We start from the raw sequence: 15,672 nt of genomic DNA, 5'->3' as shown, positions 1-15,672 counted from the left end.
AATATTTATCATTCTGTCATGAATATATAATATTTTCATGAGGGGTGATTTTATATGAAGATAGGTTTTAGAAGTTATACTAATAAAGAAGGTATTATAGATGATTATCATAAAGTTAGAGATTTTTTTATTAAACTTGGATATGCAGAATTTACTTATGCTAGATGGGATTGGATGATAACACATAGCTGTTTAGACAGGTATTCTATAAGTAAAATAGGAATATGGGAAGAGGCAAATAATATTGTAGGAATAGCAACCTTTGATTGTCAGTTAGGAAAAGCATTTTGTTTGACATTACCTAAGTATGATTTTTTTAAGAAGGAGATGTTAATTTACTCTGAAGACAAACTTTCTAATAAAGGAGAATTTGGGATAGTAATTCCAGACAATGACTTGATATTTCAAGAGATTGCTTCAAATCTTGGATTTTATGCTACGCCAGAAAAGGAAAATGACTCTATATTTTACTTAGATAACACAGTTATAGAGTATAGGCTTCCAGAAGGATTTTATATTACTGATATGAGAGAAGCTTATGATCCTTATCAGTATCTTCGTGTACTTTGGAAAGGCTTTAACCATGAGCTTGATGGAGAAGGAGAATTAAAATATTCAAGCAAGGAAGAACAATTAGTAAAGGAAGAAATGATTCGTCCTAATGTAGATTTAAAACTTAAAATAACTGTAGTTTCACCAGATGGAGATTTTGTTTCTTACTGTGGAATGTGGTATGATCCTAAGGCTGGATATGCTGTGATAGAACCTGTAGCAACAGACCCAAGATATCGAAAAATGGGTTTAGGAAGAGCAGCAGTTTTAGAGGGAATTAAACGAGTAGGAGAGCTTGGAGCTAAGTTTGTAGTAGTAGGTTCCTCACAGCAATTCTACTACAGTATAGGATTACGTCCATTTAAAACATCAACTATTTGGAGAAAAAATTTATATTAAAGAATAAAAGATATTAATATTTAAGTCTGATTGTCAAAGGGTTAGTAAACTTTTCACTTAGTTTTATTAGCCTTTTCTATTTACAAGATTTAATAAGGCTATGAAAATTATGGTACAATTAAACTAGTCACATATGTATTTAATATTAATAAAATTTAAAATGACTAAAGATGATTTAATTTAATTATAAGATTTCAAATAAAATAGGACTTATATAAGTAATTTTGAATACATAAAAATTGTATGAATATACTATAATCTTTTAAAACTTATAGTATTCAAAATAGTAAAAGGGTGGATGTATACATGAGTAATAAATTTGATAGAAAGATCTCATTAAATAATAAACTAATTAATTTATCAATTTTTATTGGATGGATTATAATAATATTTGCTGTGATTACTGGGTTCATAATGTGGCAGAAAACCAAAGATTTATTTCGTATTGCATTTATAACTATTGGTATTTTAGGTGTTCTATTCAATATATATCTTTTATCAAGAGCAAAAGATAAGAAGCAAAAGAAACAATGAGGTGATACATACATGATAAAGGATAATGTGTTTATAAAAGAAATCTGTTTAAAGAAAGAAATTTATAAAGAAGAGAGTTATATTAAAAACCTACCTGTAGTTAGTAATTTAGATAGCCTAGATTTATCAAGTAATGTAACTTTTTTTGTTGGTGAAAATGGAAGTGGAAAGTCAACGTTACTAGAAGCTATTGCAGTTAATAGCGGCTTTAATGCAGAAGGAGGAACTAAAAATTTCAACTTTTCATCAATGGAAACTCATTCTGATTTATATAAGTATATTACTGTAGTAAAAAGTGTGAAGCGGCCTAAGGATGGATTTTTTCTTAGAGCGGAAAGTTTTTATAATGTAGCTACGGAAATAGAAAGGCTAGATTTAGAAGGCGGGGGCCCACCTATTATAGATAGCTATGGAGGAACCTCATTACATAAAATGTCACATGGTGAAAGCTTTATTACACTCATGACTAACAGGTTTGGTGGAAATGGATTATATATTTTAGATGAACCAGAGGCTGCACTATCACCATTAAAACAGATGTCTATGCTTACCGTTATTAATGAACTTGTGAAGAAAAATTCTCAGTTTATTATAGCAACTCATTCACCTATATTGATGGCATATCCAGATGCAGATATATTTGTTATTGATGATAATGGCATTATGAAAACCCCATATAAAAAGACCGATAATTACATGATAACAAGAAAGTTTTTAGAGAATCCTGAAAAGATGATGCATTATTTGTTTGAGTAAATTAGTATAAATATTTAGCTTTATATAATATAATAGTTCTAAAAAAGAAAAGGAGATAAGTTATGATAGAATATAAATTTGATACACAGTTATTAATTGAAGGAAAAAATCTTTCAGAAGATGAAATAAACGACTATATAACAAAAAATATTGAAGGTGATTGTTTACTTGCAGTTGGGGATGAAGAGTTAATAAAAATTCATTTTCACACAAATACTCCATGGAAAGTACTTGAGTATTGCGCCTCTTTAGGAGAAATTTATGATGTTGTTATAGAAAACATGGAAAGACAATCGAATGGGCTTCAAGGTTAAGAAATTTTAAAATATTTATGTATTTACTTTAGAAATAAGAGTTTGGAGAATACATGAAAAAGATTATGAATGAACAATTAATTTATGAAATACTTTCTGTTGTGGAAGAAATTCCAGAAGGGAAAGTAGCGACCTATGGACAAATTGCCAGCCTTATTGGAAGAGACAAAAATGCAAGGCTTGTGGGGAAGGTTCTAAGTATGTCAGAATTTTATGGTAGATATCCATGTCATCGTGTAGTAAATCATGCTGGAAGATTGGCACCAGGGTGGCAGGAACAACGACTTTTGCTACAAGAAGAAGGTGTATCCTTTAAGGATGAAAATCATGTTGATATGAAGAAAAATCATTGGGATTATTAGGATATAGTATAGAAAAAAATTGTGTTTTTAATAATGATGATTTATTTAATGAATACTTTTATATATAATAACAAAGTCCAGCTTTTGCTGGACTTTACTAATATACTTATAAATCTTATTAAACACCAGAATATGCTGAGAATCCACCGTCAATCGGAAGAACTACACCATTTATAAAGCTTGAAGCAGATTCATTTACTAAGAATAACAATGCTCCTATAAGTTCTTCTGGTTCTCCAAATCTTCCCATTGGAGTACTGTTTAGGATTTTGTGTGAACGCTCAGTTAAACTTCCATCAGAATTCTTTAAAAGAGCAGCATTTTGAGCTGTTACAAGGAAGCCTGGAGCTATAGCATTTACTCGTATTCCTACCTTAGCAAAATGTACAGCAAGCCATTGAGTAAAGTTTGATATAGCTGCTTTAGCACCTGAATATGCAGGTATCTTTGTAAGTGGAGTAAATGCATTCATTGAAGAAACATTTATTATACTACAACCTTCTCTACCTATCATATCTCTTGCAAATTCTTGTGATGGTAGTAAAGTTCCAAGGAAGTTAAGGTCAAATACAAATCTTACTCCTTGCTCATCTAAGTCAAAGAAAGTAATTAAATCTTTGTTATCTTCAGCTAAATCTTCTGGGAATAAGTATTCTTTTGTTGTTGTTCCCTTTGGATTATTTCCTCCAGCACCATTTATAAGAATGTCACATGGTCCTAACTTTTCTAATATAATTTCATGAGCTTTTTTAAGACTTTCTTTATTAAGGACATTAGCCTCAACACCTAAAGCTATTTTACCATTAGCTATAACTTCAGCTGCTTTTTTTTCAGCATTTTCAAGTTTTAGGTCAAGTATTGCTACTTTTGCACCACATTCTGCAAGAGCATCTACCCAATATCCCCCAATAACTCCAGCGCCTCCAGTTATAACAACTACTTTATCAGTTAAATCTATATTAAATGGAAGTTTCATTTTAATTTTCTCCTTTATCTGTTTTAGTTAGTGTTTCCCATATTCCAGTTAAGTACATTGCTCCTAAAGCGCGGTCATATAATCCATAACCAGCTCTTCCTGTTTCTCCCCAAATCATTCTTCCGTGGTCTGGGCGAAGGTATCCTTCATAATTGTGTTTGTGAAGAGCTTTCATTATTTCAACAAGGTCTAAAGATCCACAAGGTGAATAGTGAGCACTTTCTTCAAAGCCTCCATCTTCTAGAAGCTTAACATTTCTAACATGCATGAAGTGGATACGTCCTTGAGCAGCATATTTATCTATCATTTTTACTACATTATTAAAGCTTCCAGATCCAAGAGAACCAGTACAGAAAGTTAAACCGTTGTATTCACTATCAACAAGCTTTAAGAATCTATCTAGGTTTTCTTCGTTTGTAATTATTCTTGGAAGACCAAAAATATCATATGGTGGATCATCTGGATGGATTGCCATTTTAACGCCAGCTTCCTCAGCAACAGGTATTATCTCCTTAAGGAAATATTCTAGATTACTCCATAAATCCTCTTTAGTTACTTTTGAGTATTTATCAAATACTTCTTTAAGACTTTCTTTAGTATAACTTGAATCCCAGCCTGGTAAAGAAAGTTCACCAGTAAGTGGGTCCATGTCTTTAATTTGATCAACGTAATAAACTAAAGCAGTTGAACCATCATCTAATACCTTGTCCAACTGAGTTCTTGTCCAGTCAAATACAGGCATAAAGTTGTAGCATATTACCTTAACTCCAGCTTTACCTAAGTTTCTTATGTTTTCTTTGTAGTTTTCTATATATTTATCTTTTGTTTGTAAGCCAAGTTTAATGTCTTCATGTACAGGAACACTTTCAATTACATCAAAATTTAAACCAGCATTTTCAACTGTTTCTTTAAGAGATAATATGCTGTCCATACTCCATTTTTCACCTACAGGAACATCATATATTGCAGTTACAATACTGTGCATGCTTGGGATTTGTCTAATATATTCTATTTTTACAGGATCATCATTTCCGTACCATCTAAATGATAATTTCATAAGTTTATTCCTCCTACATTTCTAAATATTTCTTTATATTTTTAAAGCATATAGCTTCAACTATTTCTTTAAGAAGTTCGTCATCCTTCTCAAATTCACCAGAATCCACAAGGTTTCCTATAAAGCTGCATAAAATTCTTCTAAAGTATTCATGTCTAGCATAGGATAGAAAACTTCTTGAGTCTGTAAGCATTCCTAGAGAATAAGCTAACATTCCTTGTTCTCCTAGGGAAGTTAAGTGATCAGTAATGCCTCTTTTATGATCATTTAACCACCAAGCTGTACCAAACTGTACTTTACCTTGAACACCATCTTCACTAAAACATTGAGGAAGAGTTGATAAAACTATATTATCTTTTGGGTTTAATGTATAAAGTATAGTTTTTGGTAAGGAAGTTTCATTATTAATATCATTAAGTAATTTTGAAAGATGTGATGCAATTTCAAAGTCATTAGTAATATCAAAACCAGAATCAGGACCTGTTTTACCTTGCATTACTTCATTATTGTTTCTAAGAGCACCTATATGCAGCTGCATTACCCAGTTTCTATCATTATATTCTTTAGCAAGCTGTTTTAAAGTAAAGAACTTATATTTCTCTGCTTCAGACTTTGAGATAGAATCACCTTTTAATCTTTTACTAAAGATTAGGCTTACTTCAGCTTCATCTGTGGAAAAGTATTCTAAACTTTCAAGTGAGTGATCTGAAAGTTTACAACCAGCTTCATTAAAATAGCTAACCCTTAATTTTATAGCCTTTAAGAAATCTGAGTAAGTTTCAATAGATATAGAAGCTACGTTTGAAAGTTTTTTAATATAATCCTCAAAGTCTTTATTTAATAAATTTAGTGATTTATCTGGTCTAAAGGTTGGAAGTACTTTAAAAGTTAAATCACTTTTTTCACCTAATAGTTTATGATATTCTAAATCATCAATTGGATCATCCGTAGTACATATAAGCTTAACATTAGAGTTTTCTATAAACTTTACAGGAGATAGATTTTCATCTTTGATTTTTTTATTGCAGTAGTTATAAATTTCTTCAGAATTACTTTCTTTTAAAATTTCATTTACACCAAAGAAGTTTTTAAGTTCTAAATTTGTCCAATGATATAAAGGGCTTCCTATTAATCTTTCACAAGTTTTTGCCCACATTTTAAATTTACTAAGATCATCTGAATCTCCTGTTACATACTTTTCAGGAACTCCAGCATATCTCATTGCTCTCCACTTATAGTGATCAAACCCAAGAAAAATCTTAGAAATATTATCAAATGTGTTGTCTTCATATATTTCTTTAGCAGATAAATGACAATGGTAGTCATAAATCGGAGCATTTTTTGCAATACTGTGATAAAGGCTTTTAGCCGTTTTACCATTTAATATAAAATCGTTATCTAGCAATAACATCACCTCAATTAAGTTTGAAAGTATAATCTTTTTTACAAATTGATTATAACAATAACAAAAATTAAAAAGTATGTTATTATTGCTATATAACATGCAAAAATTGCTCAAATAATAAAGGAGTTTTAAATGAGAAATAAGGTTCAGCAGTACTCAAACAGACAGTATATGCTTTCTACTGATTATGAAATATTTCATTATAAAAATACTGAAATGACAGGAGTAAGCCTTCATCATCACGATTTTTATGAATGTTATCTTTTTATTTCTGGTGATGTAACTTACCATATAGAAGGTAGAATATATAATTTAGCACCTGGTGATATAGTACTTATTAATTCAAAGGAACTTCACAAGGCAATTATAAATAACAAGGATGCAGCTTATGAGAGAATTGTATTGTGGTTAAATAGATCTTTTTTAAGGAAAATATCAAGTGAGGAAACAGATTTAACCCTTTGTTTTGAAAGTGATAAGAAAAAAAATGTTTTAAGAATGGACTTTGAAACTCAAAAAAATGTAAGATTAGTATTAAATAAAATATTAAGTATTCAAAAAAATAGAGGTTTTGGGTATGAACTTTTATACTCAGCCTATATCACTGAACTTATGGTTTATATAAATACAATACTGTTTAATAAAGAGCTTGTTCTTGATATAGATATAAAAAAGAGCAATTTAATAGACAGTATAATAGAGTACATAAATAATAATATTGAAGAGGACATAAAAATAGATGAGATTTCAGAATATTGCTACCTTAGTAAGTTTCATCTCTCAAGAGAATTTAAGAGACATACAGGTACAACAATTCATAAATATATAGTTCAAAAAAAGCTTATTCAGTCAAAGGAACTTATACTTAACAATATATCTATAAAAGAGGTATATAAAAAATGTGGTTTTGGGGATTATTCTAATTTCTTTAGAGCCTTTAAAAATGAGTATGGAGTAACACCAAAGCAATTCTATGAAAGCATGTATAAAGAGTAAAAGGCTTAAAGCTGATTACCTAAATCAGTTTTAAGCCTTTAGTAAATATTCTTTTGGAGTATAAGAAGTTAGTTTTTTAAATACTGAACAGAAGTAATTATGGTTTTCAAAACCTACCTTTAAAGCAATATCAGTAATGGAAAGCTCATTTTGCTTTATTAGAAATTTTGCTTCTTCAATTTTCACCTTATTTATAAATTCAGTTATAGTAAGGTTAGTTTCCTTCTTAAAACTTCTTGAAAGGTGAGAAGGACTTATTCCTATTTCATTAGATATAGTCTTTAAAGATATCTTGTTGTAGAAATTTACTTTTATATAATCAATACATTTTCCTACTACAGGACTATATTGAGAAATTGAAAAACTTTTTACTAGATCACAATATTGTAAAGTCATCTCTTTCAATAAACTATCCAATTCTGCCTTACTTGTTACTTTTTCTATCAATATAGCGAACTTATCAGAAATATTGTGTATATAAATAGGGGAAACTCCACCTTTATCTGCACCTATTCTAAGAAGAGTATTAATAACAAAACCGTAATTTTTCCATGCTCTTAAAGGGTTATTAGGAACTCTGTGGGTTGGATTAAACTCAAAGCTGTTCATAAGCTTGAGTGCTTCTTCACTTTCACCTTTAGCTACTGAATTCTGAATTTCTCTTTCTAATTTATATCTAAATTCTATATCAGAATAAAACTTTCTATCATCTGTCTCTTGGGAGTCCTTTATATTTGAAATACCATTATTGCTTTGAACAAAGGATATATTGCTATTAATAAGAGGATTTGACGATAGATTTACCATAAGAGAGCCTATATTTTTATAAGTTTTACTATCTAATATAGTAATGGCTTTGTAGTATTCTCTAAGTTCTTGCCTATATCCAAGAGGAAGATTATTTAATTGAATGATCTTAGATATTAATAAGTCATCTGGAATATCTGAGAGAAAAGGGCCTACAATAATTGTTCCAGAAGAATAGTTTTGTTCAGTAAAAATTCCTAAACACAAATAATTAAGATTAAAATTATCAGTGTAGTACAATAAATCATTGGAGTTTTTATTCTTAAGAAGATTCTCCATATCTAATATACTTGAAAATCTTAAGTCTTCTATTATAAGAGGTTTTTGAAACTTGAACAATTGAAGTGAAGAGTTATGAGAACTATCAAAAAATTCCACATCTATATTAACTAGGTTATGAATTAATGAGCATAGATTATAAATCCCTTCGTCTATAGTATCAATTCCAACATTCATAGTGAACCTCCGTAAGTTTTTATATTTTTTATATTATAAGAATTTTATAATTAATGCAATAATTTTATACTTTATAGCAAAAAACTGAAAGTAATAATTGTCTAAAAGTTATAAATTTAAATTATTAATAATTTAAAGGGAGGATATAATCAAATGAAACGTTCAGAGATTATAAAAAACATAGTTGATATAGGGGTAGTTGCAGTTATAAGAGCTGAGTCAAAAGGGGAAGCAATTAAAATAATTGAAGCAGTTAAAAATGGAGGTATTAAGGTACTTGAAATTACCATGACTGTTCCTGGTGCTGTAGACATAATTAAGGAATTATCTGAAACCTATAGAGGAGAAGATGTAATTATAGGAGCAGGAACTGTACTTGATCCTGAAACAGCAAGAGTTTGTATACTAGCTGGAGCAGAATTCATTGTTAGTCCATGCCTAAGTATAGAAACTTTAAAAATGTGTAATAGATACGGGGTAGCTGTTATACCAGGAATAATGACAGTAACTGAAATTGTAGAAGCTTTAGAATATGGTGTAGAAATATTAAAAGTATTCCCGGGAAATGCTTATGGTCCATCCATTATAAGTTCCTTCAAAGCACCTTTACCACAAGCTAACTTTATGCCTACTGGAGGAGTAAATTTAGATAATGTAGCTGAGTGGATAAAAGCTGGAGCAATAGCAGTAGGTACAGGTGGTGATCTTACTAAAGGAGCTAAAACAGGAAACTATGAAGAAATCACAAAAGTAGCAGCTGAATTCGTGGAAAAAGTAAGAGAAGCTAGGAATAATATTTAGGTGGGGGTATAAAGATGAAAGAAGTATTAACCTTTGGAGAAACTATGGTGCTTTTTAATCCTCAAGCTAATGGTCCGCTAAGATTTGTAGAGAGTTTTAGTAAATCTATAGGAGGAGCAGACTCTAATGTTGCTATAGCACTTGCAAGATTAGGACATCATGTAGGATGGTTTTCCAAAGTTGGAGATGATGAATTTGGTAGATACATTAAAAATACAGTTCGTGGAGAAGGTGTAGATGTATCTAGATTAAAAGTTGATAAGGGAGCCAGTACGGGAATACTTTTTAAAGAGAGAGTTAATAATGGAAATCCAAATGTTTATTATTATAGAGCAGGTTCTGCTGCAAGTAGATTATCTATAGAAGATTTAGACATAGAGTATATAAAAGACACTAAAATCATTCACGTTACAGGAATAACACCAGCATTATCTGAAAGCTGTAGAGAAACTGTATTTAAGGTGCTAGAGATTGCAAAAGAAAATGGAATAACTATTTCTTTTGATCCTAATATAAGATTGAAATTATGGACTTTAGAAGAAGCAAGACCGGTACTTCTAAAAATTGCAGAAGTGGCAGACATCATATTCCCTGGAATAGAAGAGGGAGAGATGTTATTAGGATTAGAAACTGAAAAAGACATAGGAGAAAAGTTTTTAGAAATGGGCTGCAAAACAGTAGTAGTTAAGCTTGGAGAAAAAGGCTGTTATGTAGCAACTAAAGCTGAGAAGGAATATGTACAAGGATTTCAAGTAACAACAGCAGATACAGTTGGAGCAGGAGACGGCTTTGCAGCAGGATTTTTATCAGGAGTATTGAAAAACTTAAGTGTAAGAGAATGTGGAATACAGGGAAATGCAGTTGGTGCCATGGCAACACTTGTAAAAGGTGATATGGAAGGTTATCCGTATTATGATCAGCTTATGGCATTTATGGGGAATAAAAAAGGTATAGATAGATAAATAACAATAAGAGTTCAGCTATGATTAGTGCTGAACTCTATTTTATTATATTAGTTTGTTTTCTTCATTCTTGACGATCTTTACAGCATTGATAGCTACCAATGAACCGTTTTTTGTTTCAAAATAACTTTTTTTAAACATAGAAGGTAGCAACCAACTATTTGGTTGCTTTTCTTATATCGTTAAGTTTTATGATATCAAAAACAATATTTAGTGAGGATATAAAAATACCTAGCCTGAATCCATTTGCTAGTAACTTGGAGAAGTCTGTCAGGTTTTTAGAGGACATATAGAATAATAAATCTATTGTAACTATGAGGATCATAGATAAAAAGAAAAATGATACTATATTTTTTCTTTTTATAAATTTATTTGATATTTTTTTTGATAAAGAAAGATTCTTATTAATTAAAATAGCAACTAAATATATAGATGCAGATATGGCTAAAGGTACTAGGATTTCATTGTTTATCATTACTATCAATCTCCTTCATATTGTGTATTATTCTTTTTGTAATATATTTCAAAGCAAGAGGGTCACTTCGTGTCCCTCAATTATCTCCGGGCATAAATAAGCTTTCATCCTATTTTCTTTATCTGATGTCTAGCCACTGTAACACTCCCACCTTCTATTAAAGTGGGAGATAACAGTGGCACGACCCTAGATAAGTTCAACTAACCTTCAGTGGGAGATTAAAACTCCATCTGAAGCTAAGTTTCACTTTATAATACCATATTAAAATTTTCTTGTGTTTATTTTGTAATAAACGTATTAGATTTATGATTAATCGTATGAAAATAGGAGTTCCCCCATAAATGTGAATTTCAAATTTTTTAATATTATATTAAAGGAGAGAAACTTTTGTAGTAAGAAAAATTAAATTTTCACCTGAGGTTAAATAAGAAGGTTTGACTCTAAAGTTAACTTTAAGGCTATAATTTAAGGGAAAGTAGAAAATCATAAAGTCATAGAATCATGCAGTAATAAGAAGGAGGACTAATATGAAACGTGGAATCTTAGTAACAGGTGGTGCTCATGGCATAGGCAAAGCGATATGTTTAGAATTTTTATATGCAGGAGATATGGTTTGTTTTATAGATATTGATGAAGAACTTTCTAAAGAATTTGAAGGTCAATTTCAAAATTTATTCTTTTATAAAGGTGATGTAGCCAATCCTCAGGATTTAAAAAACTTTGTTGAGTTTTCTAAAGAGAAGCTAGGGAGAATTGATATATTAGTAAATAATGCCTGCAAAGGTTTGAAAGGGATTTTATCAGATCTTGATTATGAAGGTTTTGACTATGTATTATCTGTTGGTTTAAAAGCACCCTATGAACTTAGTCGTTTGTGTAAAGAAGAGCTTGTTAAAAATCGTGGAAGAATTATTAATATTGCTTCCTCAAGAGCTTTTCAATCAGAACCTGATAGTGAGGCTTATGCAAGTGCAAAAGGCGGAATTGTTGCTCTAACCCATGCCCTTGCAATATCTCTAGGTCCGGATGTTTTAGTAAACTGTATTGCTCCAGGCTGGGTTAATGTAGAAGAAGGTAGAAATGATTATTCTGATGAAGATAAAGCTTCCATTCCTGCTGGAAAGATAGGTAATCCTAAGGATATTTCTAGCATGGTTATGTACCTTTGCAGTAATAGTTTTATTACAGGAGAGACAATAACTATTGATGGTGGAATGAATAAGAGGATGATTTATCATAATGATTGGAATTGGAAGTATGAATTAGAAAAGAAGTAAATCTTCTTTATCATAAAATAAATCCTGTAGATAGTTTTTATATCTACGGGATTTATTATTAATGGATATCTATGAAAGTTGTCATCTCTTGTTCCTGAGCCTCCATGGAGAAATGATGGGACTTCTACACAGTATATTTCAACTAAGTTAGCAATGCAAAGAACTAATGTTAGCAGAGTTTTAAATCAATTTTCTTCTTAATAGGTATCTTATTGTACAGTAAAATCACTTAAAGTATCTTTATACTCCTTAGGAAGCACCCCATATTTCTCTTTGAATTTCAAATAAAAATAATTTAGATTTGTATATCCAACTTGCTCAGCAATTGAGTAAGCTGGCAGATTAGTAGATTTTAAAAGAAAAATAGCTTGTTTTAATCTTTGTTCATGAACAAGTTCTTTGAAAGACTTCCCCGTAGATTTTTTTAATATTCTTGAGATATGTGTAGGTGAAAATAAAAAATGATTCGCCGTTTTTTCTAAACTACCTTCTACATAATTTGTTTCAATATAGTGTAGAATACTAGCAATTGAAACACTTTTTGAGGGTATAGGGCTTATCATATCTACATAATATTGAGTGCTTCTAAGCAGTTGACCAAATAAAATCATCATATGAGCATTTATCATCTGTTGAGATCCTATTTGTAAATGGTCATAGTATTCACATAAAATATTTTTAATACTTTGACGAACAACAATATTTCTATTAGTATGAAAGATTATATAATTATTATCTTGTTTATCAGAAATAATTGAAGCTATTGTATCACCAACTATTGAGTTTCCCCAAAGCTGTTGCAAAAAAGTAAGATTAAAAAAGCTACTTTGCATTTGAATATTAATCAGTATATCTTTTTCACCTGCCCCTTCTATTGAATGAACTACTTTTTTATCAAGAATAATAATGTCGCCTTTCTGTAATTTGATTTTTTCACCATTAATATATTGTACGAATTCACCACTATAAATATAATTAATTTCACATGTCCCATGAAGATGAGGAGTTACTGGCCTAAACCTGTTTTGTTTAGAAATAAAGTATTCCTGACCATCGGTTTCGGGTGTAAATTTATAGAAGTAAACTTCACCCGTATATTCCTTAGGTGACGGGTAAGTTTGAGTTTTATATATCGTTTCTTTATCATTGAGTATATAAAGTTTTTTTTCTAAGCTTTTATAATCCATAGGTATTTCTCCTTTTAACGTAAGAAATTAGATAAAAGTTTATTTATATTATAACATGTTAGATTTTGATAGGAAACATGCTTTATAATGTCATTGTTGAAAATGTTTACTAAGAATATAATACACTTATAGAACAAATAAAAGCCGGCAAGAGTTCTTATGTATATGTATTAATTTGATATTTATTAAGTGTTAGATTTTAAGTTCAAGTATTAGTGTTACTGTAATTATACAATATAAATAGAGATTTAGGAGGAATCATGATGGATCATAAAAAAGTTGCTACTGAGGTTTTAAAAGCAGTAGGTGGTAAAGAAAATGTAAATAATTTAACACATTGTGTTACACGATTAAGATTTAAACTTAAAGATGAACAAATAGTAAAAAAAGAAGAAGTTGAGAAGATTGACGGTGTAATTCAAGTTATTGAAAAAGGTGGACAATATCAAGTTGTAATAGGAAACCAAGTACAATCAGTTTATAACGAAGTAGCAAAACTAATTGGTGAACTAAATGAAGCAGAAGATAAAAATGAAAAACAAGGTGGTATTATTGATAGAATAACATCGACAATTTCAGGAATCTTTATACCTGTACTAGGGGTACTAGCAGCTACTGGTATGTTAAAAGGTGTATTATTTGCCTTAAAAGTATTAAATATTTTACCTGAAGTATCAGGAACATATCAAGTTTTATATGCAGTTTCAGATACATTAATTTATTTCTTTCCTATATTCCTAGGTTCATCAGCGGCTAAGCAATTTAAAATTAATCAATATTTAGGTATGGCTATTGGAGGAGCAATGATTTATCCTACAATAATTGATTTTGTAACCAAAGGAGAAGGAATAAGTTTCTTAGGACTACCAATGGGTTTAATTAATTATTCTTCATCAGTTTTCCCAGTAATTATAGCTGTTTGGATAGCATCATATTTAAATAAAGCTGTAGAAAAAATAACACCTCAAGCAATTAAATTCTTCTTTGTACCTCTAATTGTTTTAGTTGTTATGGTCCCTTTAACATTCTTTATAGTTGGACCAGTTTTGACTTATGGAAGTAATTTATTATCACAAGTAACAATGACTTTATATAATGCTAGTCCAATTCTTGCAGGACTTGTTATTGGTGGACCTTGGATTCTAATTGTAATGTTTGGTCTTCATTGGGCATTCATTCCAATATTCATAAACAACTTTATGACACTCCACTTTGACCCAATTAATGGGCTTCTAGGAGCAAATCAATTAGCTATGGCTGGAGCAGCAATTGCTATTGCAATTAAAACAAGAGATTCCAAATTAAAAGGGTTATCTTATTCAACTGGAATTGCATGTGCTTTAGGAGTAAGCGAACCAGTTCTTTACGGTGTAATTATTCCTGCAAAGAAACCGTTAATAACATCTATAATTGGAGGAAGTATTGGTGGAGCTCTAGCAGGATTCTTTGGAGCAAAATCATTTGCTTTTGGAGTAGCGGGAGTATTTGGAATTCCAGGATATATTAACCCTGCAGGAATAGATTCAGGTTTTTATGGCTATGTTGGATCAATGGTTGTTGGATTTGTTGTAGCATTTATATTAACTTATATTTGGGGATATAAAAATAAAACTGAAGCTTAACAGTATGAAATTTGATTACGTTATAAAATACAATAATTTTTGTTGCCGATTCTTAACTTAAGAATCGGCATATATAGGTTATATGATTAGAGGGTTTTATTTTTATAACTTGATTTGTAGAAAATATTAAATTGTCGATAAGTGGAGGGTAATATGAAATTATCAGTATTTATTAAGAAAATATTTGGAGTAAAAGATAATTTACAAGAAGAAGTTAAGAAAGCAACGAGTAATAAAACAGATAATATTGATAAAAAACAGGAACTAGAATCAATTTATAGTCCCTTAAATGGTAGGCTTGTAAAGCTAAGTGAAGTAAATGATGAAACATTTTCAAGTGAACTGATGGGAAAGGGTATAGCTATAGAACCTTCAAATGGACGTGTTGTTTCGCCTGTTAATGGGACAGTTGAAGTACTTTTTAATACTAAGCATGCAGTGGCTATTAAAAGTGATAATGGTGCCGAAATACTAATTCATGTGGGAATTGATACAGTTGAACTTGAGGGTAAATATTTTAAATCACATATAAATCAAGGGGATAGGGTTGAAGCAGGGGATTTATTAGTAGAATTTGATGGTAAAGCAATTAAAGATGAAGGATATGATATTGTAACTTCAATAATTATAACAAATACAACTAGCTATAGTGAAATTAGAGCAAGTGAGCAAGAGAAAATAAAAGAAAAAGAAGTTCTAATTAATATTGTCAGATAGCAAATAGAGTGGAGGGA

Annotated in this window: 17 protein-coding genes; 11 read left to right on the top strand and 6 right to left on the bottom strand. The window is 30.3% G+C overall.

Annotated elements, in window-relative coordinates; translation table 11 throughout:
* The first annotated feature begins 54 nt into the window (after positions 1-54).
* The 5 genes from L1S49_RS05530 (at position 55) to L1S49_RS05510 (ending at position 2,917) form a co-directional block, all read left to right on the top strand.
* Positions 55-951 carry a GNAT family N-acetyltransferase gene (locus L1S49_RS05530; protein WP_238902959.1) on the top strand — a complete coding sequence of 299 codons (897 nt, stop codon included), beginning with the start codon at positions 55-57 and terminating at the stop codon, positions 949-951.
* Positions 952-1,257: 306 nt separating this feature from the next.
* Positions 1,258-1,485, top strand: coding sequence for a hypothetical protein (locus tag L1S49_RS05525; protein ID WP_238902958.1), 228 nt, complete (start codon positions 1,258-1,260; stop codon positions 1,483-1,485).
* Positions 1,486-1,497: 12 nt separating this feature from the next.
* A complete protein-coding gene (locus L1S49_RS05520) occupies positions 1,498-2,241 on the top strand; it encodes an AAA family ATPase (RefSeq protein WP_238902957.1) in 744 nt (247 codons plus the stop codon).
* Positions 2,242-2,303: 62 nt separating this feature from the next.
* Positions 2,304-2,555: a kinase to dihydroxyacetone kinase gene (locus L1S49_RS05515; protein WP_238902956.1), complete on the top strand. Its 252-nt coding sequence runs from the start codon at positions 2,304-2,306 to the stop codon at positions 2,553-2,555.
* Positions 2,556-2,608: 53 nt separating this feature from the next.
* Positions 2,609-2,917, top strand: coding sequence for a methylated-DNA--[protein]-cysteine S-methyltransferase (locus L1S49_RS05510; protein WP_238902955.1), 309 nt, complete (start codon positions 2,609-2,611; stop codon positions 2,915-2,917).
* 118 nt (positions 2,918-3,035) lie between these two features.
* Here L1S49_RS05510 and L1S49_RS05505 read toward each other — a convergent pair whose 3' ends face one another.
* The 3 genes from L1S49_RS05505 to uxaC are packed head-to-tail and all read right to left on the bottom strand — an operon-like array spanning position 3,036 to position 6,355.
* Positions 3,036-3,893, bottom strand: a complete 858-nt coding sequence (locus L1S49_RS05505; protein WP_238902954.1) for an SDR family oxidoreductase — start codon at positions 3,891-3,893, stop codon at positions 3,036-3,038.
* 1 nt (position 3,894) lies between these two features.
* A complete protein-coding gene (gene uxuA / locus L1S49_RS05500; protein WP_238902952.1) occupies positions 3,895-4,950 on the bottom strand; it encodes a mannonate dehydratase in 1,056 nt (351 codons plus the stop codon).
* 13 nt (positions 4,951-4,963) lie between these two features.
* A complete protein-coding gene (uxaC, locus tag L1S49_RS05495; protein WP_238902951.1) occupies positions 4,964-6,355 on the bottom strand; it encodes a glucuronate isomerase in 1,392 nt (463 codons plus the stop codon).
* Positions 6,356-6,487: 132 nt separating this feature from the next.
* Here uxaC and L1S49_RS05490 point away from each other — a divergent pair, with 132 nt between their 5' ends.
* On the top strand, positions 6,488-7,351 hold the full coding sequence (locus L1S49_RS05490; RefSeq protein ID WP_238902949.1) for an AraC family transcriptional regulator: 864 nt from the start codon (positions 6,488-6,490) through the stop codon (positions 7,349-7,351).
* Positions 7,352-7,381: 30 nt separating this feature from the next.
* Here L1S49_RS05490 and L1S49_RS05485 read toward each other — a convergent pair whose 3' ends face one another.
* On the bottom strand, positions 7,382-8,614 hold the full coding sequence (locus tag L1S49_RS05485) for an AraC family transcriptional regulator (RefSeq protein WP_238902947.1): 1,233 nt from the start codon (positions 8,612-8,614) through the stop codon (positions 7,382-7,384).
* Between the two features lie 153 nt (positions 8,615-8,767).
* On the opposite strand from L1S49_RS05485, the gene L1S49_RS05480 reads away from it, so the two are divergent.
* Positions 8,768-9,415 (top strand): bifunctional 4-hydroxy-2-oxoglutarate aldolase/2-dehydro-3-deoxy-phosphogluconate aldolase, encoded by a 648-nt coding sequence (locus L1S49_RS05480; RefSeq protein ID WP_238902945.1) that lies wholly within the window; start codon positions 8,768-8,770, stop codon positions 9,413-9,415.
* Positions 9,416-9,429: 14 nt separating this feature from the next.
* Positions 9,430-10,377: a sugar kinase gene (locus L1S49_RS05475; RefSeq protein WP_238902943.1), complete on the top strand. Its 948-nt coding sequence runs from the start codon at positions 9,430-9,432 to the stop codon at positions 10,375-10,377.
* A gap of 157 nt (positions 10,378-10,534) precedes the next feature.
* Here L1S49_RS05475 and L1S49_RS05470 read toward each other — a convergent pair whose 3' ends face one another.
* Positions 10,535-10,852 (bottom strand): hypothetical protein, encoded by a 318-nt coding sequence (locus tag L1S49_RS05470; protein WP_238902941.1) that lies wholly within the window; start codon positions 10,850-10,852, stop codon positions 10,535-10,537.
* Between the two features lie 527 nt (positions 10,853-11,379).
* Between L1S49_RS05470 and L1S49_RS05465 the strand changes: the two genes are divergently transcribed.
* Positions 11,380-12,129 carry an SDR family oxidoreductase gene (locus L1S49_RS05465; protein WP_238902939.1) on the top strand — a complete coding sequence of 250 codons (750 nt, stop codon included), beginning with the start codon at positions 11,380-11,382 and terminating at the stop codon, positions 12,127-12,129.
* 209 nt (positions 12,130-12,338) lie between these two features.
* Here L1S49_RS05465 and L1S49_RS05460 read toward each other — a convergent pair whose 3' ends face one another.
* On the bottom strand, positions 12,339-13,316 hold the full coding sequence (locus tag L1S49_RS05460) for an AraC family transcriptional regulator (RefSeq protein ID WP_238902937.1): 978 nt from the start codon (positions 13,314-13,316) through the stop codon (positions 12,339-12,341).
* Positions 13,317-13,579: 263 nt separating this feature from the next.
* On the opposite strand from L1S49_RS05460, the gene L1S49_RS05455 reads away from it, so the two are divergent.
* Together L1S49_RS05455 and L1S49_RS05450 are read left to right on the top strand one after the other, a co-directional pair.
* Entirely contained in the window at positions 13,580-14,938 is a 1,359-nt protein-coding gene (locus L1S49_RS05455; RefSeq protein WP_238902935.1) for a PTS transporter subunit EIIC, read from the top strand.
* A 153-nt stretch (positions 14,939-15,091) separates the two neighbouring features.
* A complete protein-coding gene (locus L1S49_RS05450) occupies positions 15,092-15,655 on the top strand; it encodes a PTS glucose transporter subunit IIA (protein WP_238902932.1) in 564 nt (187 codons plus the stop codon).
* Positions 15,656-15,672: the final 17 nt, after the last annotated feature.

It is taken from the genome of Clostridium sp. YIM B02506 (genome assembly GCF_022324845.1).
GTDB classification, from domain to species: domain Bacteria; phylum Bacillota; class Clostridia; order Clostridiales; family Clostridiaceae; genus Clostridium_T; species Clostridium_T intestinale.
This window is presented reverse-complemented; position numbering and strand designations above follow the sequence as displayed.